The following is a 22852-nucleotide window of genomic DNA, read 5'->3' on the forward strand; positions in this document are numbered from 1 at the left end:
CCCAATCCTCACGGCCCGGAAGCATAGGGATGTCCCGGAAGGCACGGCAACGGCCCTTGAAGACCGGGAGTTGAACATGAACATTCCCGTGATATGTGCCGGTAGGTTCGCGACGGCCGACGTGTGGAGAGGGAGAGAAGAATGGGCGACACCCATGACCGTGAACTGCGGGAGAACGGATTCGTGCGCCTGCCCGGGGTGGCGGCGGGCGACGCGCTCGCCCGGCTCCGCGGGGCGGTGGCCCGGCTGGAGGAGATCGCCCGCGACCGTACGGTCTCGAGCGACGACTTCGTCCTGGAGGCGCCCGGCATCGGCGGCTGGGCGGCCTGGCAGCAGGGCGCCCGGGCCCTGACGGGCGTACTGCGCTCGGCCGACCGCATCCACGAGCACGTCCCCGAGTTCGACTCCGTGCAGCGGGCGCTGGACCTGGGCGGCGGGCCGGTCGCGGGGGCCGCCGCAAGCCCCGGCACCCTGGTCAACGCCTTCCTGTGGGCCAAGCCGCCCGTGGTGGGCTCGGCCAAGCCCTGGCATCAGGACATCGCGTTCGCGCCCGCGTCGTTCGGCGCCGAGGAGCACGGCATCGTGACGATATGGATCGCGCTGGAACCCGCCACCCGGGACAACGGCTGCCTGGAGTTCATCCCCGGCTCGCACCTGCTCGGACTGTTCCCGCACTCCGGGGACCGCGAGCGGCTGCCGGGCGAGCCGCCGCTGACGGGGGCGGTGGAGCCGCACGTCGCGGACCGGCACCTGCCGCTCGGGACCGGCCCGGTCGCCGTCCCCCTGGAACCCGGTTCCGCCGTCATGTTCGACGGCATGGTGCTGCACCGCTCGGCGCCCAACACGACGGCGGCGCAGCCGCGTACGGCCGTCAGCTTCGTCTACCGGGTGCCGCGGCCGGCCTGGACGCGGATGGAGCCTGCCGCCGTCGCCCGGCTGTGACGTTCGACCGCGGCAGGTCGGCAGTCGAACGGCGTGCTCAGGCGCTCACCGAGTGGTCCAGGGCGTAGAACGCGGCGCCGTCGAGGTGCCGGATCGTGTTCAGGTCCCGCTGCACGACCTCTTCGAGGTCGTGCAGCAGCGTCACGATGACCGGGTAGGTGAGGTCGTCGACCGTCCGGGAGATCTCCTGCCCCGGTTCCACCAGGGTCGCCAGGCCGTGGAAGCTCTCCAGGCGCTCGATCTCCTCGATCCCCCGGTACGCGCCGAGCACCCCCTGGGCCGGTGAGATCATGCCGGCGATCGCGCTGTAGCGCCGCACGCGGTACGGCGTTCCGGCCCGGGCGTGGAAACGGTCCGGGTGCAGGTAGGCGTCGACGGTCCACTCCAGTTGCGACTCGCCGATGCCCAGGCCGGCGCAGGCCGGGATGCCCCCGCCGGCGACCCGGGCCCCGACCTCCACCAGGCACGGCCCCGACGGCGTCATCCGGATCTCCAGGTGCGCCGGACCGTGGCGGATGCCGAGGGCGTCCAGCACGTCGAAGGCGTACTCCCGCAGGGGCGCCACCACCCGGCTCGCCGAGTCGATGAGCATCAGGGCGTCGCAGAGGTCGACGACACCGTTCGCGCTGAGACGGCCGGTGCGCCAGACGTCGCACAGGTGGTGGCGGCCGTCCCGGCTGACGGTGTTCACCATGTACTCGGTGCCGGGCAGGTACTCCTGCGCCACGGCTCCCTCGTTGGGCCGGGAGAAGACGTCGTCGGCACCGGCCAGGGCCTCGAAGGCGGCGACCGACTCCTGGGGGGTGTCGCAGAAGAAGACCCCTTGGCTGCCCGAGCTGCGGGGCGGCTTGACGACGACACGGCCGCCGAGGTCACGGTGCCAGGCGGCCAGCTCGCCCGCGTCGGTGGCGCGCAGTTGCCGGGCGGCGCGCAGTCCGGCGGCGCGCACGGCCTCGACCATGAGGTGCTTGTCCCGCCGCGCGGCGCTCAGGTCGGTCCCGTTGCCGGGCAGACCCAGCCGCTGTGCGAGCAGGTCCGCGAACTCCACCCCGCTCTCGCCTCCCGAGACCACCGCGACGGGTCCGTACCCCGCGACGGCCGCGACGGTGGCCTCCAGGTCACCGTCGTGCACGAGGTCGGCGACGAAGTCGCCGGGCACGTACGGGGCCGTGCGGTAGACGTAGGGAACTTCCCGGGTGCTCTGCACGCGGACGATGGAGCATCCCTGCTCCAAAAATGCCAGGACAAGTGAACGGACCGCGGCGTACGCGTCGACCATTACGATGCACGGGCGGCCCTCGATGGCTGCTGTCATGTGTTCAAAGTAGAGAGACCTTTCCCTCGCGAAAAGCCGTTCAACTCTGCGATCCTCCCCCTTCGGAGGAATACCTGATGACGTCCTTTTCCGCGAATTTCCGCTCGCCGCACTGCACTCCGGTACTGCTTTTCGTCAACACCTGCGGAAGCTTCCTTGTGCTGGTGAGCCTTTCCACGCACGTGGGGTCGGTCACCGGGTCGGGTCTGCTGGCCGGGGCCGTGCTGAGCGCGCCGTGGCTGCCCGCGCTGCTGCTGGCCGGCCCGCTCAACCGGCTGCTCGCCCGGCACGCCCCGCAACGCCTCGTCCGGCTGGCCGAGGCGGCGAGCCTGGTACTGACGGCGGCGGCGCTCGTGGCGCCGGGGCGCTCACTGCTCGCGGTCACCGTCGTACTGCTGCTGGCCCGCGGCTACTTCGAGGCGGTGACCCGCGCGGCGACGGCGGTCGTCCTGCGCGACACGGTCCGGCCGCAACGGCTGGACCGGGCCAACACCGTCGCGGAGATAGGCAAGCTGACCGGGCTCAGCCTCGGTGCCGCGCTGGCGGGTCCGGCCGCGTCCGCCCTCCCGCTGCGGGGACTGCTCGCGGTGAACGCGGCGACCCTGGTGGTCTCCGCCCTGCTCGCCTGGGCACTGCCGGCGTCTGCGAAGCCGGCCCCCGCGGGCACCCCGGACGGCTCCCGGGCCGCGGCGCCCGCGCGCCCGCGCGTCGACGACCCGGTGCTGCGCAGACTGTTCGCCCGGTTCCTGCTGGTGTCCTTCTGGCAGGGCTTCCACACGGTGGCCGTCACGGTCGTCCCGGTCCAGTTGCTCGGCGGCGGCACCCGCCTGGTGGGCGTCTTCGTCGCCGTCTCCTCGGTGGCGCTGTTCGCCGGCTCCCTCGCCGCCCTGCCGGCCCAGCGGTACCTCGACCGGGTGCCGTCGGCCGCCTGGGCGGTGCTTCCCATGCCACCCCTGCTGGCGGCGGTGCTGGCCGGCGGCACGGTGCCCACGCTCACGCTGTACGCACTCTTCCTGGTGCTGTTCGAGATGGCCTACGTCCACTTCAACAACCGGCTGCTGGCCACGGCATCCGACGCGCAGCTGCCGTCGGTCGTGACGTTCCGGGCCACCCTGCTCCCCTCCGGCGTGGCGCTCTCCATCCTGGCGACGGGCGCGCTCTGCGACCTCGTGGGCCCCCTGGCCACCGCCTTCGCCGTCGCCGCGGTCACCCTCCTCGTCACCGCCTCGACCGGCGGTACACGGCACACGTGGAGAAGACACATGCAGGACGCGTGATCAGGGACGGACTGGCGGGCGAGGCCGCGGAGCGCGGCCCTCGCCCGCCAGTCCGTCCCTGATCCCCGACGTCAAGGAAGTGCCATCGTGCGGGTCCTCATCGTGCCGTTCCCGTGGAAGACGCATGTGTTCAACCTGGTGCCGCTGGCGTGGTCGCTCCAGACCGCCGGGCACGAGGTGCGGGTGGCCGGCTGGCCCGACCTGCTCGACGCCGTCACCGGGGCGGGGCTGACCGCTGTGGCCGTCGGGCCCGGTGAGACGCCCGAGGTACGCAGGCAGCGGGACCGGCGTCAGTCCTCGGACCGCGCGCAGTCCGCGCGCCTGGCGCCGCGACAGGGGCCGGGTCTGGAACCGCTGTTCGACATCCGGCCGGACCGTGAGCGGCTGGGCTGGGAGCAGGTGTCCAGGGTCGTCGACGACCTGGTGCTGCCCCAGGCCCGGCGGTCGAACGACCCGATGATGGAGGACCTGGTCGCCGCCGCCCGAGCGTGGCAGCCGGACCTGGTGCTCTGGGGCGCGAAGGCGTTCGCGGGGGCGGTGGCCGCCGCGGCGGTGGGCGCGGCACACGCCAGGGTGCTGTACTCCGTCGACGTCTACACCCGCCTGCGGGAGGACTTCCTGCACGCCCGGGCCCTGCAGCCGCCGGAGCGGCGCGTCGACACCCTGCGCGACTGGCTGACGGGCTGGGCCGGCAAGTACGGCGTGGAGTTCTCCGAGGACCTGGTCAACGGCCAGTTCACCGTCGCCCCGCTCCCCGAGGCGTTCCGCCCCGACCCCCGGCCGACCACGCTTCCCGTGCAGTTCGTTGCCTACAACGGTCCGGCCGTCGTGCCCGGATGGCTCGCCCGGCCGCCGCGCGCACCGCGAGTCCTGATGACCTTCGGCGACTCGGTCAACGACGGGCCGGTACGGCTGCTGCTGCCCGTCGAACGCATTCAGCGGATCCTCGACTCGGTGGCCGACCTGGACGTGGAACTGGTCCTGGCCCTGCCGCCGGACTCGCGGCGCCACCTGCGCGACGTGCCGGCCAACACCCGCCTGGTGGAGTCCGTTCCCCTGTCCGAGGCGCTGCCGACCTGCTCGGCCGTGGTGCACCACGGCGGCACCTGGTCCTTCGGCTGCGCCCTGCGCCACGGCGTGCCCCAGTTGCTGATCGGGCGGGCCTTCGACGCCCCGCTGAAGTTCCGTTGCCTGGAGCGGGCGGGCGCGGGCCTGGCCATGACCCCCGCCGAGGCGGACGGGCCCGCGGTCCGCGCCGCGCTCGTCCGCCTGCTCCAGGACGGGCCCCTGCGTGCGAACGCCCGGCGGCTGCGGGAGGAGATGCTGGTGATGCCCACGCCCAACGAGCTGGCGCACACCCTGCGGGACGTGGTCACCGCCCACCGCGAGCAGGCGGCGCCCGCCCCGCGCTGACGCGTGGAGCACGGCCGACGGGCCCCGCACGGTGACCGTGCGGGGCCCGTCCGGTGCGGGGTCAGGACGCGGGAACCGGGTCCGGTGACGCCTTGCAGGTGGCGTCGGCCCCGCTGCGGGAGGCGGGGCGGGTGCCGTCCCTCAGGAAGTCACCGACGTACTTGTTGAGGCAGGCGTTGTTGTTGGCCGACAGCGCCGCGCCGACGTTGTGGCCGCCCTTCTCCAGGACCAGCCGGGAGTTCGGGAACAGCGCGTGCGTCTCGACGGCGCCGGCGGTGCCGTGCGCGGTGTCGTACTGCGGCTGCACCAGCAGGACGTCCACGCCGTCGTCGCCGATCTCGCGCGGTTCACTCCTGGCGGGCTCCGGCCAGAAGGCGCACGGCGCGTTGTACCAGGCGTTGGTCCAGGTCAGGAAACGGTTACCGGCGTCGTACTGGCGGGTGTGGGCGCGGTGCCACCGGTTCCAGTTGGTCGGCCAGGGGCCGTCCAGGCAGTTGACCGCGTTGGTCATCGCGTGCCGGTTCTGGTGGGGGAAGCCGGGAGGTGAGTAGTTGGCCCGCAGCGAGGCCGGGTCGCCGTCCACCACCCAGTCGGAGAGTATCTGCGCGCGGGACAGCCAGGTCCAGCTGCGGTAGACGACCGGTTCGAAGACGTCCGCCCACTCGGACGGGCCGATCCTGCCGTCGACCGGCGCGGCGCGCAGCGCGTCCTGGCCCTCGTAGTAGTTCGCCTCGACCTCGGCCGCGGTGTCACCCAGGTGGTAGACGGCGTCGTACTTGGCGACCCAGGCGAAGAAGATCTCGGCGTTCCGCTCGGACGTCACGTTCTTGCGCAGGCTGCCGCGGTAGCCCACCGTGCTGGGGCGCACCACACTGTCCAGCACCATCCGGTCCACCCGGTTGGGGAACATCGTGGCGTACATCGAGCCGAGGTAGGTGCCCCAGTCGGTGCCGAAGTAGGTGATCTTGTCCTGGCCGAGCGCGACGCGCATCCGGTCGAGGTCGCGCGCGGCCTCCTGGGTGCCGAGGTGCTTCAGCACGTCCCCGTACTTGTCGCCGCAGCTCTCGGCGTACGCGCGGGCCCGCTCCGTCCACTCCTGCTCGGCGGCCGGCGTGGCCGGCACCGGGTCGGGCTGGGCGTGCCCGGGGTCGAGGTAGTCGCTGTCGCAGACGACGGCCGGCTCGCTGGCGCCGACACCGCGCGGGTCGAAGCCGATCCAGTCGTAGGCGTCGCCGACGTCGTTGGCCAGCCCGGTGGTGCCCTCGGCGTACCGGGTGGGCAGGTCCCGGCCGATGCCGCCCGGCCACTGGCCGCGGTTGAGGACGACGACACCCTTGTACTCGTGGTCGGGGACGGTGTGCCTGGCCCGGGTCAGCGCCAGGCTGATCTGCCTGCCCTCGGGGTCGTCGTAGTCGAGCGGCACCTGCACCGTGCCGCACTCCAGGCCCTGGAGCATGTCGCCGAGGACCGGGTCCCCGCCCGGACACGGTACCCACGCCACACTGGCGGCGGGAGCGGACGGTGCCTCGTCCGCCACCGCCACCGGAGCGACGGCCGGGGCCACCAGACCGGTCGCGATCACTGTTGAGACCAACGCAAGTCTTCTCACAATTCCCCTCCTGAATTCAGCGCGCTGGCAGCGTGGCACCGGCCTGTCGGCTCACGGTCAAGAACGCCTGGAAAACCGCTCGAGGCGATATGCGCGAAGATGCAGCGGGTCCCTGGATTTCCCTAGCATGAGGCGACAGAATCCCAACCCCCGGGAGTGAAAATGGCTGACTCGGCCATCCAGGGAATCAAGACCGTGCTGCATCCCGTAGCGGACGTGGCGGCGGCCAAGAAGCTGTACACCGTCCTGTTCGGCATCGAGCCGCAGACCGACTCGGAGTACTACGTCGGCTTCGACGTCGCGGGTCAGCACGTCGGCCTGGTGCCGGCGGGGGCGCAGGACGCGCAGGTCGCGTACTGGCACGTGGCCGACATCGAGGCGAAGCTGTCCGAGGTGACGGCTGCGGGCGCCACGGTGACCAGCCCCGCCAAGGACGTCGGCGGCGGCCGCCGGGTGGCCACCTTCACCGACCCGGACGGCAACGTCGTCGGGCTGCTGCAGGACAGCTGACGCCCGGCCCGCCACCGGCCGCCCCGAGCTCTTCGAGCCCGTCTCGAGAGGGTTTCGAGGGCGGCCGTTCAGCCTCACCGGACGGGGACGCCCGTCATGAGTCCCCTCGTCGAAAGGGGAAGAGGACATGTTCCGAGCGGGTTTTTCCGGCCGCGGCGACTGCGGTGTGGTCTCATGATGGTTCTCGTCACAGGCGGCGCCGGATTCATCGGCTCGCATTACGTACGGACCATGCTCGACGGCAAGTTTCCGGAATTCGAGGACGCGCACGTCACGGTTCTGGACGAACTGACCTACGCGGGAAACCGCGACAACCTGCCCGCCTCCCACCCGCGGCTCACCTTCGTGCGCGGGAGCATCCTCGACCGGGGCCTGCTGGGGGAGGTGCTGCGCGGTCAGGACGCGGTGGTCCACTTCGCGGCCGAGAGCCATGTCGACCGTTCCATCGCCGGCGGCGCGGTGTTCGTCCGCACCAACGTGGAGGGCACCCAGGCGCTGCTCGAGGCGTGCCTCGCGGCCGGCGTCGAGCGGGTGGTGCACGTCTCGACGGACGAGGTGTACGGCTCCATCGAGGAGGGCGTGTGGACCGAGGAGTCCCCGCTCCTTCCCAACTCGCCCTACGCGGCGTCCAAGGCGGCCTCCGACCTGGTGGCCCTGTCCTACGTCCGCACGCACCGGCTGAACCTGTCGGTCACCCGCTGCTCCAACAACTACGGCCCCTACCAGCACCCCGAGAAGTTCATCCCGCTCGCCGTCACCAACCTGCTCGAGGGACGCCCCATCCCCGTCTACGGGGACGGTGGCCAGGTCCGTGAGTGGCTGCACGTCGACGACCACTGCCGGGCGGTGCACCGGGTGCTCACCGGGGGCCGGGCGGGCGAGGTCTACAACATCGGGGCCGGCACGGCGGTGGCGAACCTCACGCTGGCCCACCGCGTCGCCGAACTGTGCGGAGCGGACGCGGACATGATCCGGCACGTCAGCGACCGCAAGGCCCACGACCGGCGCTACGCCCTGGACCAGGGCAAGATCGAGCGCGAGCTCGGCCACCTGCCGCTGACCTCCTTCGACGCGGGCCTGGCCGAGACCGTGGCCTGGTACCGGGACAACCCCCGCTGGTGGAAGCCGGTCAAGGACAGCGGTGGTCGGCCGTGAGCGCGCCGGCCGTGCTGGTCCCGCGCTCCAGGGCGGGCACCGCCGAGCGGCTCGCCCGGTCCGCCGCGACGACGGCCGGGGTCCACATCCAGGCCTCCGAGGTGCGGGGCTGGCTGGACCGGCACCGCAGGGCCGCCGGGACGGTGGTCCGCCGCATCCCCTTCGCCGGACTCGGCCACTGGTCGTTCGCGCCGGACACCGGCGACCTGCGGCACAGCAGCGGGCGGTTCTTCACCGTCGAGGGGCTGCACGTCACCCGGCCCGGCGCCGAGTGGCAGCAGCCGATCATCGTGCAGCCGGAGATCGGCATCCTCGGCATCCTCGCCAAGGAGTTCGACGGGGTCCTGCACTTCCTCATGCAGGCGAAGATGGAGCCCGGCAACCCGAACCTGGTGCAGCTGTCCCCCACCGTCCAGGCCACCCGCAGCAACTACACCAAGGCCCACGGCGGGACGGCGGTGAAGTACCTGGAGCACTTCCTCGCCCCCGAGCAAGGCCGGGTGCTCACGGACGTCCTGCAGTCCGAGCACGGCGCCTGGTTCTACCGCAAGCGCAACCGCAACATGATCGTCGAGGTGGACGGCGACGTACCGGCCGACGACACGTTCCGCTGGCTCACCCTCGGGCAGATCCTTGAGCTGCTGGGGCACGACAACGTCGTGAACATGGACGCGCGCACCGTCCTGGCGAGCGCTCCGTCGGTGCCGGACGGGAGCAGGGCGCTGTCGTCCGACTCCGGCCTGCTGACCTGGTTCACGGGAGAGCGGGCCCGCCACGACGTCCACGCCCGTCGCATGCCCCTGCGTGAGATCGCCGGTTGGCGGACCGGCGAGGACGCCGTCAGCCGGGAGGACGGCAGGTTCTTCCGGGTGGTGGCGGTGTCGGTCGAGGGCGCCGGGCGTGAGGTCGCCGGCTGGAGCCAGCCGATCATCGAGCCGGTGGAGAGGGGGGTCGTCGGTTTCGCCTACCGGGTGTTCGACGGGGTGCCGCACGTCCTCGCGCACGCGCGGGTGGAGGGCGGCTTCCTCGACACCGTCGAACTGGCGCCGACCGTGCAGTGCGCCCCGTCGAACTACGCCCCGCTGCCGGCGGAGCAGCGCCCGCCCTTCCTCGACGCGGTACTGAACGCCTCCCCCGGCCGCGTCCGGTACTCGACGGTCCACTCCGAGGAGGGCGGCCGGTTCCTCAACGCCGAGAGCCGCTACCTGATCGTGGAGACCGACGAGGCGACGACACCCGCCCAGCCGCCCCCGGGGTACCTGTGGGTCACGCCGGGCCAGCTGAACTGGCTCGCCGGGCACAGCCGCTACGTCAACGTGCAGGCCAGGACGCTGCTCGCCGTCCTCGGTACGGTCACGCGGGGCGCCGGCGCCGGCTGAGCCGGGCGTGCCCGCAACGGCATCGGCCCTGTCCGGCGGTGAGCCGCCGGACAGGGCCGATGCCGTTGCGGGTCTACTGCGCCGGGGTGAGCCGACTGGTCATCGGGGTCCACTTCTTCGGGTTGATCCGCCAGTCCACCGGCTCCTGCTTGGTGACGACGTTGACCCGGTTCCAGAGGTTCACCAGGCCGATGTGCATGACGACGGCGGCGAGCTGCACCTCGCTCCAGTGCCGCGCGGCCTCCTCCCACACCTCGTCCGACACCGGGTCCTCGCGGTCGTTGATGCGCGTGGCGGCCTCGGCCAGCGCCAGCACGGAGCGCTCGGCGTCGGTGAAGCAGGTCTGCTCACGCCAGCTCTCCACCACCGGCAGACGGTGGTCCTCCTCCCCCGCCTCCTCGAACTCCTTCTGCTTCTTGGGGAGTTCCACCGTGCGGCCGTTGATCTGGCTCACCCTCAAGTGGATGAGCACGAGCGTCTGCAGCGGCACACCGACGCTGTTGACGGCCTTGACCAGCGCGCGCATGGGCGGAAGAACGTCGGGAACCACCAACGAGGGGTTGGGCATCCGCGGCGACATGATTCTCCTTCGCATGGGGATCGAAAACATTCTGCGCACGGGGGCGCCTTTTCTCAATTTCTCAAAATTGCGGCGGCCGGTTGATGGTTCGCACCTCCGGCTGCCCCCGCGAGAGCTTGGTGAAGTCGTTTGTCGGCCGTTTGCCCGCACTCCCACTGCACACCGACCGCAAAGGGATGGTCCGTGACCTCGACGGCCTCGACGGTCCCGTCCTCGGCCCATCCGGTGGCGCTGAGGCCCTCGCCGAGCCGGTCCACCGCCTGGTGGTGGTGGCAGGCCGTGACGGGATCGGCCTCGTCGAGGATGCCGGCGATCCGGCTGCCGGGCAGCAGCTTCAGCGGGCGACGTCCGAGAGTGAAGGACGGCGTCCGCGGACGGTGGCCGTCGTGGCCCGTGACGTCCGCCAGGTGCTGGTGGAGGGTGCCTCCGTGCAGCACGTTGAGCAGCTGCATGCCGCGGCAGACCGCCAGGACCGGCACCTTCGCCTCGAGAGCCCGCCCGACCAGGGCGAGTTCGACACGGTCGGCGTCCGGGTCCAGCGCCCGGGTCGCCGGATGGGCGTGCGCGCCGTACAGCGTCGGGTCCAGGTCGGGACCGCCCGGGACCAGCAGCCCGTCGAGGCGGCCGGCCAGGTCCTCGGCTCCGGGCAGCAGCGGGAGCAGCAGGGGGGTGCAGCCCGCCTCGGACAGGAAGGCCACGTGCGCCTGGAGCGCCAGGGAGACGACCAGGTCGCTGCCCTGGAGGGTGACGGGCGCCGTCCGGGCGCAGATCCCGACCACCGGCCGCCGCCCGGCGCGCACCGGCCGGTTCGTGTCTGAATTCATGACCAACCTCGTGATTTCCGGGTTCAACTGAGGAAAGTCAGCAGATGAAACACGAGCTTCCCCAGACAGTCGGAGCTGTCAAAATATCCACGCCGTGACACCCGGGCCATCGTTCACGGCCACTCCAGGACGCGACTACTGAACAGATAGCGATCCTGCTATCACAGGGGGCCGGGGAGTTTTTCTGCCCCAGCGAAACTCTCGCAGGCCATTCAACCGAGGTGACCATGATCGAGGCCAAGAACCTCACGAAACGCTACGGCGACAAGACCGCCGTGAACGACCTGTCGTTCACGGTCGAGCCCGGCCGGGTCACCGGCTTCCTGGGCCCCAACGGCGCAGGCAAGTCCACCACGATGCGCCTCCTGCTGGGACTCGACAGGCCCGACGCCGGTGAGGCCACCGTCAACGGTGTGCCCTACCGTGACCTGTCCCGGCCCCTGCGCGTGGTCGGGGCCCTGCTGGAGGCGCGCGCCGTCCACACCGGCCGCAGCGCCTACGACCACCTGCTCTGCCTCGCGCAGACCCAGGGCCTGGGCAGGCGCCGGGTCGAGGAGGTCATCGAGCAGGTGGGGCTGACCTCGGTCGCCCGCAAACGCGCGGGCGGTTTCTCGCTCGGCATGGGCCAGCGCCTCGGCATCGCCGCCGCGCTGCTCGGCGACCCGGCGGCGCTGGTCCTGGACGAGCCGGTCAACGGGCTCGACCCCGAGGGCATCCTGTGGATCCGGAACCTGATGAAGTCGCTCGCGGCGGAGGGCCGGGCCGTCTTCGTCTCCAGTCACCTGATGAACGAGATGGCCGTGACCGCCGACCACCTCATCGTGATCGGGCGCGGCAGGCTGGTCGCCGACTGCTCCACCGAGGAGTTCATCGAGCGCAGCACGCACCAGTCCGTCCTGGTCAGGACGGAGGACGGGACACAGCTCGCCGCACTGCTGCGCGGCGAGGGCGCCACCGTCACCGTCACCGACGCGGGAGACCTGGACGTCACCGGGCTGGAGTCCGCGCGCATCGCCGAACTCGCCGCCGCCGACGGTCTGGTGCTGCACGAGCTGTCCACCCGGCGCGGCTCCCTCGAGGACGCCTTCATGGAACTGACCAAGGACGCCGTCGAGTACGACGCCGGCGTGCCCACCGCCGGAGGTGTGAAGTGACCACCACGACCGCGTCCACCCACGCGTCCGCGTCTGCCGCCGAGGACCGCGCGCCGGGCTTCGCGAGCCTGATGCTCTCGGAGTGGACGAAGATCCGCTCCGTCCGCTCCACCGTCTGGTCGCTCGCCGTCCTGGTGGTGCTCACCCTGGTGTTCACCGCACTGTTCATGCAGATGGGCATCGCGAACTGGGACAAGACCGACCCGTCCCAGCAGGCCGAGATGAGGGCGGACCCGACGGGCACGATCCTGGGCAGCGGAATCCTGCTCAGCCAGCTGGCGGTCTGCGTGCTGGGCGTCATGGCAATCGCCTCCGAGTACTCCACCGGCATGATCCGCGCCAGCCTCCTCGCGGTGCCCAGGCGGGTGCACGTGCTGGCGGCCAAGGGCGCGGTGTTCGGGCTGCTGGTCCTGGTGGTCGGCGAAGTGACCGCGTTCGGCTCCTTCTTCATCGGCGCGCCGATCCTGGAGGGCAAGGCGCCGGTCGCGATCGGCGACCCCGGCGCCCTGCGGGCCGTGGTGGGCTGCGGGCTGTACCTCGCCCTGCTCGGCCTGTTCGCCCTGGCCGTCGGCGCGATCATCCGGCACACGGCGGCGAGCATCACCGCCGTCGTCGGATTCGTCCTGGTGCTCACCCCCATGGCGGGCCTGCTGCCCGGCAGCGTCGGCGAGCACGTGTACGCCTACCTCCCGACCGAGGCCGGCTTCATGATCACTCAGCAGCACGAGCGCGCGGGTGATCTGCTGGGGCCGTGGCAGGGCCTCGGGGTCCTCGCGCTGTGGACCGCCGCTCTGCTGGCCGTCGCGGCGGTGCTGCTGCGGCGCCGCGACGCCTGACCGCCCGCGGGTGCCCGCCGCTCCGGCGGGCACCCGCGGCCTCTGGTTTCCAGGCGACGTCGACCTGCTCTCCACTACGGCTAAAGACCCTCCTGCGACCCTCATCGGCAGCGGCAGCAGAGAGGGAGTTACAGGAATGGCTCAGAGCAACGCGCAAGCCGTCTCGATAACGAGTGCATTCAGTCCCGTCCGGATGGAGGGCGTCGCCGCGCCGGCGCACCGCGAATTCGACCTGAGCAATTTCGAGAAACTGCCGGCACGCGACGTTCCCGTCGCCGCGCTCGCTCCCGGCGTCTCCCTGCGCCAGGGCGGAACGGACGCCGCTCATGTCCGGCTGCTCGTGGACGCGGCGGACTCGGCGGACCTGCCCCCCATCCTCGTCCAGGTGGACGGCTGTCGTGTCATCGACGGGCTGCACCGCCTGGAGGCCGCCAGGCTCATGGGCGACGACAGCATCAGGGCCCGCTTCCTGGACTGCTCCAACTCCGAGGCGCTCGTCATCGCCATGCAGGCCAACGGCGCGCACGGCCTGCCGCTGTCGAAGGCGGACCGCGTCGCCGGCGCCCAGCGGGTCCTCGGCTCCCACCCCGACTGGTCCGACCGCGCCATCGCCGGCATCACCGGTCTGAGCGCGAAGACGATCGCCTCACTGCGCGAGCGGTCGGCCGTCGCGGCGCCGCTGGGCGGCAAGCGCGTCGGTCAGGACGGCAGGCGGCGTCCGGTGGACGCGGGCGAGGGCAGGCGGCGGGCCGCGGAGTACATCGCCGCCCATCCAGACGCCCCGCTGCGCCAGGTCGCCAGGGCGACGGACGTCTCGCTGGGCACGGTGCACGACGTCAGCGCGCGCCTGCGGCGCGGAGAGGGACCCGAGCGGAACGGGCGCCAGACGCATGCCGCACGTCCGCAGCACGTGCGTCCGGTACCGAGCGTGCCGCTGCCCGACGGTCCGCAGGCGCCGGCCGAGGCGGTCTCCGAGGGTGCTCGCCGGGCACCGCTGCGGGTGGCCGGGCATGGCGAGACCGCCGCGCCCCAGCGCAGGAACCACACCGAGGTCCCGCCCACGTGGGCGGCGGTGGCGGCCAAGATGGCCACCGACCCCGCCGTCCGCTACACCGCCGGCGGCCGGGAGCTGCTGCGCTGGATGCAGACCCACGCCACCGAGCCCGGCGAGGACGGGCGGCGGTTCGTCGACGCGGTCCCACCGCACTGGCTCGGCGTCATCGCCCCGATCGCCGATCACATCGGCAAGGAGTGGTTAGTGCTCGCGGAGCGGCTGAAGGCCCGGCAGGAGCTGTGCCGCAATCCGTCGCCCTCAGGGTCCTGACCGCACCGGCGCGGCGGGCACCGCCCGCAGCCGGCCGGCGGGCGCCGCTCCCGCGGCCGCCGCGGCGCACCCGGGGTGGGGCACGACGGTGGCCGGGGGCCGCAGCGGGGGCAGGGCGAGCAGGACCGGGGGGTCGGCCGGGCGTGCCGGGCGCAGCCGCACCGCCGCGCTGGTGACGGTGTTCGCGGTGACGGTCACGGTCGCCGGGCCGTGGTTCCCGAGGAGCGGGGCCGGCGCGGCCCGCGGGTCCCGGCCGGTACCGGCGGCCACCGCCACCGCGAGCAGGTGCCACTCCCCCTCGGGCACGTTCTGCAGGCAGTAGCAGGACGGCCGGTCGCTCGGCACGTCGACGACGGCCGCGGCGACGGCCGGGTACTGGACGACGGCCGTGGCGAAGGCGCCCAGATACACCCGCGCGTTCCCGTGGCCCTCCGGCAGCCTGACCGTGCCGGCGACCGCCCCGCGTTCCGGCCCCGGCCCCGGGTCCGGCCCGGGCGGCGCCTGGCCCATGTCGCGGCACAGCCTGCGGAAGCGGCCTGGGGAGAGCCCGACGCCGGCCGTGAAGGCGTCGGTGAACGATCCCAGGCTGCTGTAGCCCACCGCGGCGGAGACCTCGGCGATGCTCATCGACGAGCGGTCGATGAGCCGCTTGGCCTCGTGAATACGCACCGCGGTGAGGAATTCCCCGGGGCTGAGCCCCGTCTCCTCCTTGAATACCCGCGAGAAATGGAAACGGCTGAGCCGTGCGCTCTCGGCGATGCCGGAGACGGTCAGCGGATCGCCGAAACACTCGCGGATGTACCCGGCCGCCCTTTCCACTGCTGCGTCCATAACCACCTCACCACGTGTCGGTCCGCTCGACAGGGTGACTCGAGAGCGTCGCGGCCGGCTCGAGCCGCGCTCGGGAACCGGTGCAGGACCGTGAGGGGGAAGGGGTCAGGAACGGAGAAGCCCGCCCCGCGGGACCGCGGCTAGCGTGCGGTCATGGACCTCACCCTTCATACGAGTTCCCTGCCGCACGACGACCCGGACGCCGCTGTGGCCTTCTACCGGGACGTCCTCGGCTTCGAAGTCCGCGAGGACGTGGGACGGGGCAGGACCCGCTGGATCACGGTCGGTCCCGCCGGCCGGCCGGACACCTCCCTGCTCCTGGCCCCGGCGGCCGCCGACACGTCGATCACCGGCGCGGAGCGCAGAACCGTCCTCGAGATGATGGCCAAGGGCACCTACGGCTGGATCGTGCTCGCCACCCCCGACCTCGACGCCACGTTCGCCAGGGTGCAGGCCGCCGACACCGAGGTCGTCCAGGAGCCGGTCCTCCACCCCCACGGCGTCCGCGACTGCGCGTTCCGCGACCCCGCGGGCAACCTGGTCCGCATCCGGGAACTGCGTTCCGACATCGGCTGAGAGGGGTCCCTCATGTGCCACCCCGGCCGCAGGCAGGCGTTGATCGCCGCGCAGCAGCTGCTCGACCTCGCGCACGTGCGCCGCGTGCGCGACCGGATCGACCGGGACCTCACGCGGCCGCTCGACGTCGAGGCGCTGGCCCGCGAGGCGGGCATGTCCTCCGGTCAGCTCGGCCGGAGGTTCCGTTGCGCGTACGGCCTGTCGCCGTACGCCTACCTGACGGTGCGGCGCGTCGAGCGGGCGATGGAGCTGCTGCGGCACGGCGACCACAGCCCGGCCGGCCTCCGGCTCGCGGTCGGCTGCCCGTCCACGGCCGTCCTCGTCGCCCGCTTCACCGAACTGGCCGGCATGCCGCCCGAGGTCTACCGGCGCCGCGCGGCAGCGGGGTCCGCCGGGCTGCCGTGGTGTGTGACGGCACCGGTGCCGTCATCGAGCAGGACCGAACAAGCCCCGGCGACCGCACCGCGGCCGGCGTGATCGTCATGACGGCACGATCTGGAAGCCGGCCGCCTCGTCGAAGAACACCGGCCCCGCCACCCGCGAGGCCGACGGCCTCGTACTCCTGCCGGGAGCGCAGGACGTCCAGGCGAGCAGGCAGTTCTACGCCGGGCGGGGCCTGGCCGTGGCGAAGAGCTTCGGCGGCACGTACGTCGAGTTCGCCTCGGACGCCTCAGGGCCCGTCAAGCCGGCGCTGTACAAGCGCCGCGGCCCGGCCAGGGGCGTCGGTGTGCCCGAAGACGGCGGCGGCGCGCACCGGATCGTCCCCGGCGCCGCCACCGGTGCCTTCACCGGCCCGGACGGGTTCGCCCGGGAGCCCGCGCCGGTGACGTCCGCGTCCGCCTGATCCGTGCGGCGGGACACGAGCGAGCCCACCGGGCGGTGCCGGTCGCGGGCACCGCGCGGTGGGCTCGGCTCTCGGACGGGCCGCCTCAGCCGAAGGAGATGCCGGTGCCGACCGCACCGGTGCCCTCCTGGTAGGCGACCAGCTGGCACTGCTGCGCGGCGCAGTCGACGGTCACGGTGGAGCCCGTGCCGGTGCTCCAGTCGGTGGCCGTGAACTGCTTGCGCACGGTGTAGGCGGTGCTGAAGCTGCCGTCGGCGCCGACGGTGGCCCTCGCCAGCGTGTCGGTGCAGGTGGTGTTCTCCCGGCACTGCGACACGGCGACCTCGGAGCCGGCCGGGAAGCCGGTGCCGGACACGGTCACGGACTGGCCGTCGGCCAGGTTGCTGCCGGGCGAGGCGGTCACCGCCGCGGCCGCCGAGGCGGGGGCCGCGGCGAAGGCGAGGGCGGCCACGGCGGCGGCGCCCAGCAGGCCGGACTTGGTCAGACGCGAGCGGATCTGCATGTTCGTCTCCCCAGGGGGTGCGGTAAGCGGAACGGCGCGCTCTTGTGATCACGCCTCACTCAGCGTCGGCCGGAACGCATGAGACCGGCTCGAGAACCGCTCGAACCGCCGCTGACCACCGCTAGGGACTGCCCAGCATGAATCCCACGCCCCGCACCGTCACGATCCAGCCGCTGTCGCCCAGCTTCCCGCGCAGGCTGCTGACGTGGGTGTCGACGGTGCGGCGGGACCAGGAGTCGCCCCAGACCTGCTGGAGGAGCTGCTTGCGCGCAATGACCGTGCCGGGGTGCGAGGCGAGCAGGCACAGGAGGTCGAACTCCTTGCGCGTCAGGGCGACTTCCTCGTCCCCGACCAGGACCTCGCGGGAGCCCACGTCGATGTGCAGACGGCCGTGCCGGATCTCACGGGCGGCGGCGGGCTGCCACTCCGCCCGGCGCATCACGGCCTCGATCCGGGCCATCAGCTCGCGCAGGCCGTAGGGCTTGGCCACGTAGTCGTCGGCGCCCGCCTGCAGGCCCAGGACGCAGTCCAGTTCGGAGGCGCGGGCGGTGACGATGATGACGGGGACCCGGCTGACGGCCCGCAGCGTGCGGCAGACCTCCAGGCCGTCCAGGTCGGGCAGCTCGAGGTCGAGGAGGACCAGGTCGGCGTCCTCGTGGGCACGCAGCGCGTCTGCGCCGCGCCGCACGCCGAGGGCCTCGTGGCCGTGCCGGCGCAACTGGGTGACCAGGGAGTCGGCGCATGCGGCGTCGGCGTCGACGACGAGCACGCGGCGCCCGGAGGGCATCGCGACGGTGGCGCCGTTGCCGGTGGCGGCCGGCTCGCGCTCCTGGACGGCCCGTGGGACGGCCGGGACGGCCGGGGCGGTGGGCGGGCGGGTGTCGAGCAGGGCCTGTGCCGATGTCTGGGTCATGCCTCCCCCGGGGGTCCGGTACGGGGCGCGCGGTGCGTGCGGCCGTGGGGGCGCGGCACGGACGCGGACCGCCCGTGGCGCCGCGGACGCGTGGGCCCGCCCCGAGCGTCAACCTAGGCAAGCGCGGTGGAGCCCCGGTACAGCCCTGCTGACCCGGTGGCAGGCGCGTCCTACGGGTTGAGCACCCAGGCCGACTCGTGGCGTGTGAACCCGATGTGCGGGTAGTAGCCGACGGCCGCGGGCGCGGACAGGAGCACCAGCTTGGCGGCCGGGGCGGCGTCCCTGGCGGCGTCGATCAGGGCGCGGCCGGCGCCGGAACGCTGACGGTCCCGGACGACGGCGATGTCCGAGACGTAGGTGACGTAGGAGAAGTCCGACACCGCGCGGAGGATGCCGATGAGCGCTCCGTCGTCGTCGCGGGCGACGAGCACCAGGTTGGCGTTCTCCACCATGGCCGACAACCGCTCGCGGTCGGCGACCGGGCGTCGTTCGCCGAGGCCGGAGGCGTGGTAGACGCCGAGTACCTCCTCCAGGTCGAGCGCGGAGCCCTCGACGCGGTCAATCTTCCAGCTCATGCAGCTTCTCCAATCGGGTGCGGATCACCCCGTGGTGGGCGAGGAAACGCTCGGGACCGAGACCGGCCACGTCGATGCCCTGTTTGGCCAGGGACGCGCCGAAGTGCTCGCCGGTCGCCAGGGTGTGGTCGGCCGCGGCCTGCACGCTGCGGTAGGCGCGTTCGCGCTCCATGCCGTCGCCGAGGAGGCCGGCGAGGACCGAGGAGCTGTGCACGAGCCCGTCGGTCTGGTCGATGTGCGCGCGCATCCGTTCGGTGTCGACGGTGAGCGAGGCCACCAGATCGGCGGCCTTGGTCACCTGGAAGTGGCCGACGCAGAGGCTGTCGGGCAGGATCACCCGCTCCACGCACTGGTGGGCCAGGTCGCGTTCGTGCCAGAGCGCCACGTTCTCCAGGGCCGTGTCGGCGTAGCCCCGCAGCAGGCGGGCCAGGCCGCACAGCCGTTCGCTCGTGGTGGGGTTGCGTTTGTGAGGCATGGCGCTGGAGCCCTGGTACGCGCCGGTGCGCCGTTCCTCGACCTCGCGGACCTCGGTGCGCTGCAACAGCCGCAGTTCCAGGGCGATCTGTTCCACACAGGCGCCCAGCGTGGCCACGGCCTGCAGGAGCTGGGCGTGGCGGTCACGGGCGACGACCTGGCTGGGTGCGGGTTCGGCGGCCAGGCCCAGGGCGGCCAGGACGTGTTCCTCCACGCGCGGGTCGATCAGCGCGTAGGTGCCCACGGAACCCGAGACGGTGCCGACGGCCACGGCCTCGCGGGCGGCGGCGAGCCGGCGCAGCGAGCGGTCGACGGCGAAGGCGTGCCCGGCGAGCTTGTGTCCGAAGGTGGTGGGTTCGGCGTGCACCCCGTGGGTGCGGCCCACCATCGCGGTGTCCCAGTGCTCCAGGGCCCGTCCGGTCAGCACCCGGCGCAGTCGCCGCGCGGCGCCGGTGAGCAGGTCGGTGGCCCGGGCCAGGGTGTGGCCGAGCGCGGTGTCGACGAGGTCGTAGCTGGTCATGCCGTGGTGCACCCAGCGTGCGGAGGACTGGGGGATGTCCTCGCAGTAGGCGGCGAGGAAGGAGAGCACCTCGTGGTCGCGTTCCCGCTCGATCTCGGCGACCCGCTCCGGCTCCGGCACGCGGGCACGGCGCATGTCCTCGACCGCCTCGTGCGGTACGCGGCCCAGGGCGGCCTGTGCCTCGGAGGCGAGGATCTCCACCCGCACCCAGGTGGCGTAGCGGAACCGGTCGGAGAAGAGGTGGGCCATCTCGGGCAGCGTGTATCGGGCAATCATGCGACGCCTTCGTCAGGGGGCCGGTCGGACGGGGGACGGCTGAGCAGGGGCGGGAGCCAGGGGGGCCGGCCCGAGCGGGGGCCGGGCTCAGTAGACGCCGAAGTACTCGCGCTGCTCCCACTCGGTGACCCGACCGGCTGCGGGCGCGGCCTGCAGGCACCAGGCGTCGAAGCGGCGCAGTTCGCTCTCCTTCAGCTTGACCAGGCAGGCCGCGAGCGGTGCGCCGAGCAGCCGGGCGGCACGGCCGGTGCGGAAGGCGTCCAGGGCCTCGCGCAGGTGCTGCGGTACGAGGCCGGCGTCGCCCGGCACCGCGGCCCCGGCCGCCTGCGCGGGTGCGGCCGGCGCAGCGATCCCTTCGAGGCCCGCGAACAGCTGGGCGGCGACGGCGAGATACGGATTGGCGCACGGCTCGCCGATCCGGTTCTCGATGTGCGCCCCCGCGCCGCGGCCGACGACGCGGAGCATGGCGCTGCGGTCCTCCTCGCTCCAGCCGAGGCGGGTGGGCGCCAGGGTGTGCTCGGCGGCGAGCCGCCGGTAGCCGTTGACGGTGGGCACCGAGAGGAGGAACAGCTCGCGGGCCCAGTTCAGCAGCCCCTCCGCGTATGCCTTGCCGTGCGGGGACAGCCCGCCGGAGGGGCTTTCGGTGCCGAAGAGGTTGGTGCCGGTGGTGAGGTCGGTGACCGACTGGTTGAGGTGCCAGCCACTGGGGTCGGCGGCGTCCAGCAGCGGTTGCGACATGAAGGAGGCGTGGTGTCCGCGTCGGGCGCACCAGCTCTTGGTGAGCGTGCGGAAGAGCAGCATCGCGTCGGCGGTGTCCAGGGCGGACATCGGGGCGAACGTCGTCTCGACCTGGCCGGGCCCCGACTCGTGCTCCATCGACCTCAGCGGCAGGCCGAGGGCGAGCAGGTGCAGGGCGAGCGGGTCGGTGAGGGGGGCGACGGTGTCGTAGTACGCGTCGAGGTTGAACTGGTAGCCGGCGTTCAGGGCGGACACGCGTGGTGCCCCGCCCTGCAGGCCGAAGCCGTTGCCGGTGTTGCCGGGGGCGTCGTCGAGGCGCCGGGTGAGGTACCACTCGACCTCGAGGCCGAGGACGGGCGCGAGATCCCGCTCGGTGTACCGGTCGACGACGCGCCGCAGCACGGTCCGCGACGAGAGGGGGTGCGGGCTGCCGTCGCGCAGGTATTCGTCCCCGATGACCCAGGCGGTGCGTGCGTCGCCGCCCGGCAGCGGGTGGAAGGTGAGCGGGTCGGGGACCAGGACGAAGTTCCCGGCGCCGGCGATCTCGTCGACGCCGATGCCGTGGTCGCCGAGGAAGTCGACGGCGACGGCGTGTGCGGTGTCGAAGACGAACGGCCCGGGGCTGAAGTTCATGCCGTTGCGCAGCACGGTGCGAAACGCCTCGGCGGTGAGGGTCTTGGAACGGGCCAGGCCGTGCGGGTCGCCGAAGACGAGGCGCACGAAGTCGAGGTCGGCGAGGCTCGCCTCGACCTGCTCGGCCGCGGCGGTCCGGGCCTCGTCCCACAGCCCGTGGTCGGCCACGAACGAAGGCTGCCCGACACTGCCCTGCGCTGCGGGCGAGGACCATGACCTGGCGTACATGGGAGCGTCCTTTCCATGGGCGTGCGTCATCGGGCGATCGCGGGTTCCGGTACGCGCGCGCCCGGCGGGATTGGTGTGCCGAGGTCGGCCTCCAGGCGTCCGGCGAGCTGCACGACCAGGTCGTCGGCGCCGACCGGGCCGGCCAGCTGGACTCCCACCGGCAGGCCGGCGCGGGTGAGTCCGGCGGGCAGCGACAGGGCGGGCTGGCCGGTCATGTTGAAGGGGTACGAGGCGGGTGCCCAGGCCAGCCACTGAAGGTCATGGGCATCGGCCGCCCAGGGCGGGCCGACGGCGTCGGCGGCGAACGGCTCGATGGGAACGGTGGCCATGGCGAGGATGTCGTAGCGGTCCATGACCGTGCGCAGGGTGGCGCGCAGGTTCTGGCGGACCTCCTCGGCACGGATCACGTCGGCGCCCGGGAGGGTGCGTCCGTGCCGGATCACCGCCAGGCGGCCGGGGTCGGCCCGCTCGTCGTCCTCGGGACGGGCCCCGGCCGCCTCGGAGGCGGCGAGGAGGTCGACGAGCGCGGGGTACAGGTGGGTGCAGCGCACCTCGACGTCCTCGACCAGGTGTCCCTGGTCCGTCAGGGCCAGGCGGGCCTGTTCGGTGACGCGGCGGACCTCGCCGGCGGTGCCGTCGTACTCGATCCAGCCGATCCGCAGCGCCCGCGCGGTGCGTGGCGCGTCGAGGGAGCCGAGGCCGGAGTCGGGGTCGGCCGGGTGCGGGCCGGCCATGACCTGTGCGAGCAGCGCGGCGTCGGCGACGGTGCGGGCGATGGGGCCCTGGTGGGCGAGACGGTCGGCGCTGTTGGGCACGTAGGGGATGCGGCCGAGGGACGGCTTGAAGCCGACGACGCCGCAGAACGCCGCCGGTATCCGGATCGACCCGGACCCGTCGGTGCCCAGGGCCGCGTCGCACAGGCCCGTCGCGACGGCGGCGGCGGCGCCGCCGCTGGAGCCGCCCGCGGTCAGGCGGGGGTCGTAGGGGTTGCGGGTGGGCGGGGCGACGCGGCTGAGTGTCGAGGCGCTCCAGCCGTACTCGGAGGTGGCGGTCTTGCCGACGACGACGGCGCCGGCGGCGCGCAGCCGGGCCACCGCGGGCGCATCCTCACGGGGACGGTCGTTGGGCAGCAGCGAGCCCCGCCGGGTGGGCAGGTGACGGGTCTGCAGCAGGTCCTTCACGGAGACGGTGGTCCCCAGCAGCGGCATGGTCCGCCAGGCGTCGGCGCCCAGTTCCCGGATGCGGGCGTCCGCGCGCCGTGCGGCGCGCAGTGCCTCCTCGCCCGCGACGGCCACGTACGCGTCGAGGGTGTCGCGCTCGCGCGCCGCGCTCAGGACGGCGGCGGTGTGTTCGACGGCGGACACCTCGCCCCGCCGCAGGAGTTCCCTGGTGCGGCTGACGCCGTGGGCGGTCATCGCTCTCCC

At 72.8% G+C, this 22852-nt stretch carries 23 protein-coding genes; 12 read left to right on the forward strand and 11 right to left on the reverse strand.

The features are described 5' to 3' along the window. Positions 1-141: 141 nt before the first annotated feature. Positions 142-942: a phytanoyl-CoA dioxygenase family protein gene (locus ACGF3J_RS35670; RefSeq protein WP_393855683.1), complete on the forward strand. Its 801-nt coding sequence runs from the start codon at positions 142-144 to the stop codon at positions 940-942. Positions 943-979: 37 nt separating this feature from the next. Here ACGF3J_RS35670 and ACGF3J_RS35675 read toward each other — a convergent pair whose 3' ends face one another. Beyond that, positions 980-2257, reverse strand: a complete 1278-nt coding sequence (locus ACGF3J_RS35675) for an ATP-grasp domain-containing protein (protein WP_393855684.1) — start codon at positions 2255-2257, stop codon at positions 980-982. A 77-nt stretch (positions 2258-2334) separates the two neighbouring features. Between ACGF3J_RS35675 and ACGF3J_RS35680 the strand changes: the two genes are divergently transcribed. Together ACGF3J_RS35680 and ACGF3J_RS35685 are read left to right on the forward strand one after the other, a co-directional pair. After that, a complete protein-coding gene (locus tag ACGF3J_RS35680) occupies positions 2335-3534 on the forward strand; it encodes an MFS transporter (protein WP_393855685.1) in 1200 nt (399 codons plus the stop codon). 87 nt (positions 3535-3621) lie between these two features. Further along, entirely contained in the window at positions 3622-4947 is a 1326-nt protein-coding gene (locus tag ACGF3J_RS35685) for a nucleotide disphospho-sugar-binding domain-containing protein (protein ID WP_161332351.1), read from the forward strand. A 61-nt stretch (positions 4948-5008) separates the two neighbouring features. Here ACGF3J_RS35685 and ACGF3J_RS35690 read toward each other — a convergent pair whose 3' ends face one another. Then, positions 5009-6541, reverse strand: a complete 1533-nt coding sequence (locus tag ACGF3J_RS35690; RefSeq protein ID WP_202559113.1) for an alpha/beta fold hydrolase — start codon at positions 6539-6541, stop codon at positions 5009-5011. 177 nt (positions 6542-6718) lie between these two features. Here ACGF3J_RS35690 and ACGF3J_RS35695 point away from each other — a divergent pair, with 177 nt between their 5' ends. From ACGF3J_RS35695 to ACGF3J_RS35705, 3 genes are all read left to right on the forward strand, one after another. Continuing rightward, positions 6719-7066, forward strand: coding sequence for a VOC family protein (locus ACGF3J_RS35695; protein ID WP_393855686.1), 348 nt, complete (start codon positions 6719-6721; stop codon positions 7064-7066). Between the two features lie 174 nt (positions 7067-7240). Continuing rightward, positions 7241-8221, forward strand: a complete 981-nt coding sequence (rfbB, locus tag ACGF3J_RS35700) for a dTDP-glucose 4,6-dehydratase (protein WP_393855687.1) — start codon at positions 7241-7243, stop codon at positions 8219-8221. After that, positions 8218-9600 (forward strand): NDP-hexose 2,3-dehydratase family protein, encoded by a 1383-nt coding sequence (locus tag ACGF3J_RS35705; RefSeq protein ID WP_161332713.1) that lies wholly within the window; start codon positions 8218-8220, stop codon positions 9598-9600. Before rfbB ends, ACGF3J_RS35705 begins: the two co-directional genes overlap by 4 nt. A 73-nt stretch (positions 9601-9673) precedes the next feature. On the opposite strand, the gene ACGF3J_RS35710 is transcribed toward ACGF3J_RS35705, so the two are convergent. Both ACGF3J_RS35710 and ACGF3J_RS35715 read right to left on the reverse strand, forming a co-directional pair. Further along, entirely contained in the window at positions 9674-10180 is a 507-nt protein-coding gene (locus ACGF3J_RS35710; protein WP_161332712.1) for a carboxymuconolactone decarboxylase family protein, read from the reverse strand. A 53-nt stretch (positions 10181-10233) separates the two neighbouring features. Beyond that, positions 10234-11004, reverse strand: coding sequence for a gamma-glutamyl-gamma-aminobutyrate hydrolase family protein (locus tag ACGF3J_RS35715; protein ID WP_393855688.1), 771 nt, complete (start codon positions 11002-11004; stop codon positions 10234-10236). A 227-nt stretch (positions 11005-11231) separates the two neighbouring features. Here ACGF3J_RS35715 and ACGF3J_RS35720 point away from each other — a divergent pair, with 227 nt between their 5' ends. From ACGF3J_RS35720 to ACGF3J_RS35730, 3 genes are all read left to right on the forward strand, one after another. Further along, positions 11232-12158, forward strand: a complete 927-nt coding sequence (locus tag ACGF3J_RS35720; RefSeq protein ID WP_161332710.1) for an ABC transporter ATP-binding protein — start codon at positions 11232-11234, stop codon at positions 12156-12158. Next, entirely contained in the window at positions 12155-12994 is an 840-nt protein-coding gene (locus ACGF3J_RS35725; RefSeq protein WP_346346347.1) for an ABC transporter permease, read from the forward strand. The genes ACGF3J_RS35720 and ACGF3J_RS35725 overlap by 4 nt, the downstream gene beginning before the upstream one ends. A gap of 136 nt (positions 12995-13130) precedes the next feature. After that, complete coding sequence (locus ACGF3J_RS35730; RefSeq protein ID WP_161332709.1) at positions 13131-14318, forward strand: ParB N-terminal domain-containing protein; 1188 nt, start codon at positions 13131-13133, stop codon at positions 14316-14318. Here ACGF3J_RS35730 and ACGF3J_RS35735 read toward each other — a convergent pair. Further along, entirely contained in the window at positions 14307-15149 is an 843-nt protein-coding gene (locus tag ACGF3J_RS35735) for a helix-turn-helix transcriptional regulator (RefSeq protein WP_393855689.1), read from the reverse strand. The two genes, ACGF3J_RS35730 and ACGF3J_RS35735, sit on opposite strands and share 12 nt — an antisense overlap. A gap of 153 nt (positions 15150-15302) precedes the next feature. Between ACGF3J_RS35735 and ACGF3J_RS35740 the strand changes: the two genes are divergently transcribed. From ACGF3J_RS35740 to ACGF3J_RS35750, 3 genes are all read left to right on the forward strand, one after another. Continuing rightward, the gene (locus tag ACGF3J_RS35740; RefSeq protein WP_161326170.1) at positions 15303-15725 is read left to right on the forward strand and encodes a VOC family protein; all 423 of its coding nucleotides are present in this window, start codon (positions 15303-15305) and stop codon (positions 15723-15725) included. A gap of 12 nt (positions 15726-15737) precedes the next feature. Then, positions 15738-16202 (forward strand): helix-turn-helix transcriptional regulator, encoded by a 465-nt coding sequence (locus ACGF3J_RS35745; protein WP_161326171.1) that lies wholly within the window; start codon positions 15738-15740, stop codon positions 16200-16202. A gap of 145 nt (positions 16203-16347) precedes the next feature. Then, positions 16348-16569, forward strand: a complete 222-nt coding sequence (locus tag ACGF3J_RS35750) for a hypothetical protein (RefSeq protein ID WP_202557431.1) — start codon at positions 16348-16350, stop codon at positions 16567-16569. Between the two features lie 85 nt (positions 16570-16654). Here the strand turns inward: ACGF3J_RS35750 and ACGF3J_RS35755 are convergent, their stop codons facing one another. The 6 genes from ACGF3J_RS35755 to ACGF3J_RS35780 form a co-directional block, all read right to left on the reverse strand. Then, positions 16655-17071: an enediyne antibiotic chromoprotein gene (locus ACGF3J_RS35755; protein WP_393855690.1), complete on the reverse strand. Its 417-nt coding sequence runs from the start codon at positions 17069-17071 to the stop codon at positions 16655-16657. Between the two features lie 121 nt (positions 17072-17192). Next, positions 17193-17984, reverse strand: coding sequence for a response regulator transcription factor (locus tag ACGF3J_RS35760; RefSeq protein WP_393855691.1), 792 nt, complete (start codon positions 17982-17984; stop codon positions 17193-17195). A 170-nt stretch (positions 17985-18154) separates the two neighbouring features. Next, a complete protein-coding gene (locus ACGF3J_RS35765; RefSeq protein ID WP_393855692.1) occupies positions 18155-18559 on the reverse strand; it encodes a GNAT family N-acetyltransferase in 405 nt (134 codons plus the stop codon). After that, positions 18543-19829 (reverse strand): adenylosuccinate lyase, encoded by a 1287-nt coding sequence (gene purB / locus ACGF3J_RS35770; protein WP_393855693.1) that lies wholly within the window; start codon positions 19827-19829, stop codon positions 18543-18545. Before purB ends, ACGF3J_RS35765 begins: the two co-directional genes overlap by 17 nt. Positions 19830-19916: 87 nt before the next feature. Next, a complete protein-coding gene (locus tag ACGF3J_RS35775; RefSeq protein WP_393855694.1) occupies positions 19917-21368 on the reverse strand; it encodes a glutamine synthetase in 1452 nt (483 codons plus the stop codon). Positions 21369-21454: 86 nt separating this feature from the next. After that, a complete protein-coding gene (locus tag ACGF3J_RS35780) occupies positions 21455-22843 on the reverse strand; it encodes an amidase (RefSeq protein WP_161326176.1) in 1389 nt (462 codons plus the stop codon). Positions 22844-22852: the final 9 nt, after the last annotated feature.

Origin of the sequence: Streptomyces sp. NPDC048171 (assembly GCF_043202655.1) — a bacterium.
Classification (GTDB): domain Bacteria; phylum Actinomycetota; class Actinomycetes; order Streptomycetales; family Streptomycetaceae; genus Streptomyces.

Bases quoted from the DNA above. Each gene is read 5' to 3' on its own strand.
- ACGF3J_RS35745 (WP_161326171.1), top strand. From the start codon at position 15,738: ATGTGCCACCCCGGCCGCAGGCAGGCGTTGATCGCCGCGCAGCAGCTG.
- ACGF3J_RS35765 (WP_393855692.1), bottom strand. From the start codon at position 18,559: ATGAGCTGGAAGATTGACCGCGTCGAGGGCTCCGCGCTCGACCTGGAG.
- ACGF3J_RS35675 (WP_393855684.1), bottom strand. From the start codon at position 2,257: ATGACAGCAGCCATCGAGGGCCGCCCGTGCATCGTAATGGTCGACGCG.
- ACGF3J_RS35760 (WP_393855691.1), bottom strand. From the start codon at position 17,984: ATGACCCAGACATCGGCACAGGCCCTGCTCGACACCCGCCCGCCCACC.
- ACGF3J_RS35735 (WP_393855689.1), bottom strand. From the start codon at position 15,149: ATGGACGCAGCAGTGGAAAGGGCGGCCGGGTACATCCGCGAGTGTTTC.
- ACGF3J_RS35710 (WP_161332712.1), bottom strand. From the start codon at position 10,180: ATGTCGCCGCGGATGCCCAACCCCTCGTTGGTGGTTCCCGACGTTCTT.
- purB (WP_393855693.1), bottom strand. From the start codon at position 19,829: ATGATTGCCCGATACACGCTGCCCGAGATGGCCCACCTCTTCTCCGAC.
- ACGF3J_RS35740 (WP_161326170.1), top strand. From the start codon at position 15,303: ATGGACCTCACCCTTCATACGAGTTCCCTGCCGCACGACGACCCGGAC.
- rfbB (WP_393855687.1), top strand. From the start codon at position 7,241: ATGATGGTTCTCGTCACAGGCGGCGCCGGATTCATCGGCTCGCATTAC.
- ACGF3J_RS35755 (WP_393855690.1), bottom strand. From the start codon at position 17,071: ATGCAGATCCGCTCGCGTCTGACCAAGTCCGGCCTGCTGGGCGCCGCC.
- ACGF3J_RS35715 (WP_393855688.1), bottom strand. From the start codon at position 11,004: ATGAATTCAGACACGAACCGGCCGGTGCGCGCCGGGCGGCGGCCGGTG.
- ACGF3J_RS35730 (WP_161332709.1), top strand. From the start codon at position 13,131: ATGGCTCAGAGCAACGCGCAAGCCGTCTCGATAACGAGTGCATTCAGT.
- ACGF3J_RS35695 (WP_393855686.1), top strand. From the start codon at position 6,719: ATGGCTGACTCGGCCATCCAGGGAATCAAGACCGTGCTGCATCCCGTA.
- ACGF3J_RS35670 (WP_393855683.1), top strand. From the start codon at position 142: ATGGGCGACACCCATGACCGTGAACTGCGGGAGAACGGATTCGTGCGC.
- ACGF3J_RS35720 (WP_161332710.1), top strand. From the start codon at position 11,232: ATGATCGAGGCCAAGAACCTCACGAAACGCTACGGCGACAAGACCGCC.
- ACGF3J_RS35680 (WP_393855685.1), top strand. From the start codon at position 2,335: ATGACGTCCTTTTCCGCGAATTTCCGCTCGCCGCACTGCACTCCGGTA.
- ACGF3J_RS35780 (WP_161326176.1), bottom strand. From the start codon at position 22,843: ATGACCGCCCACGGCGTCAGCCGCACCAGGGAACTCCTGCGGCGGGGC.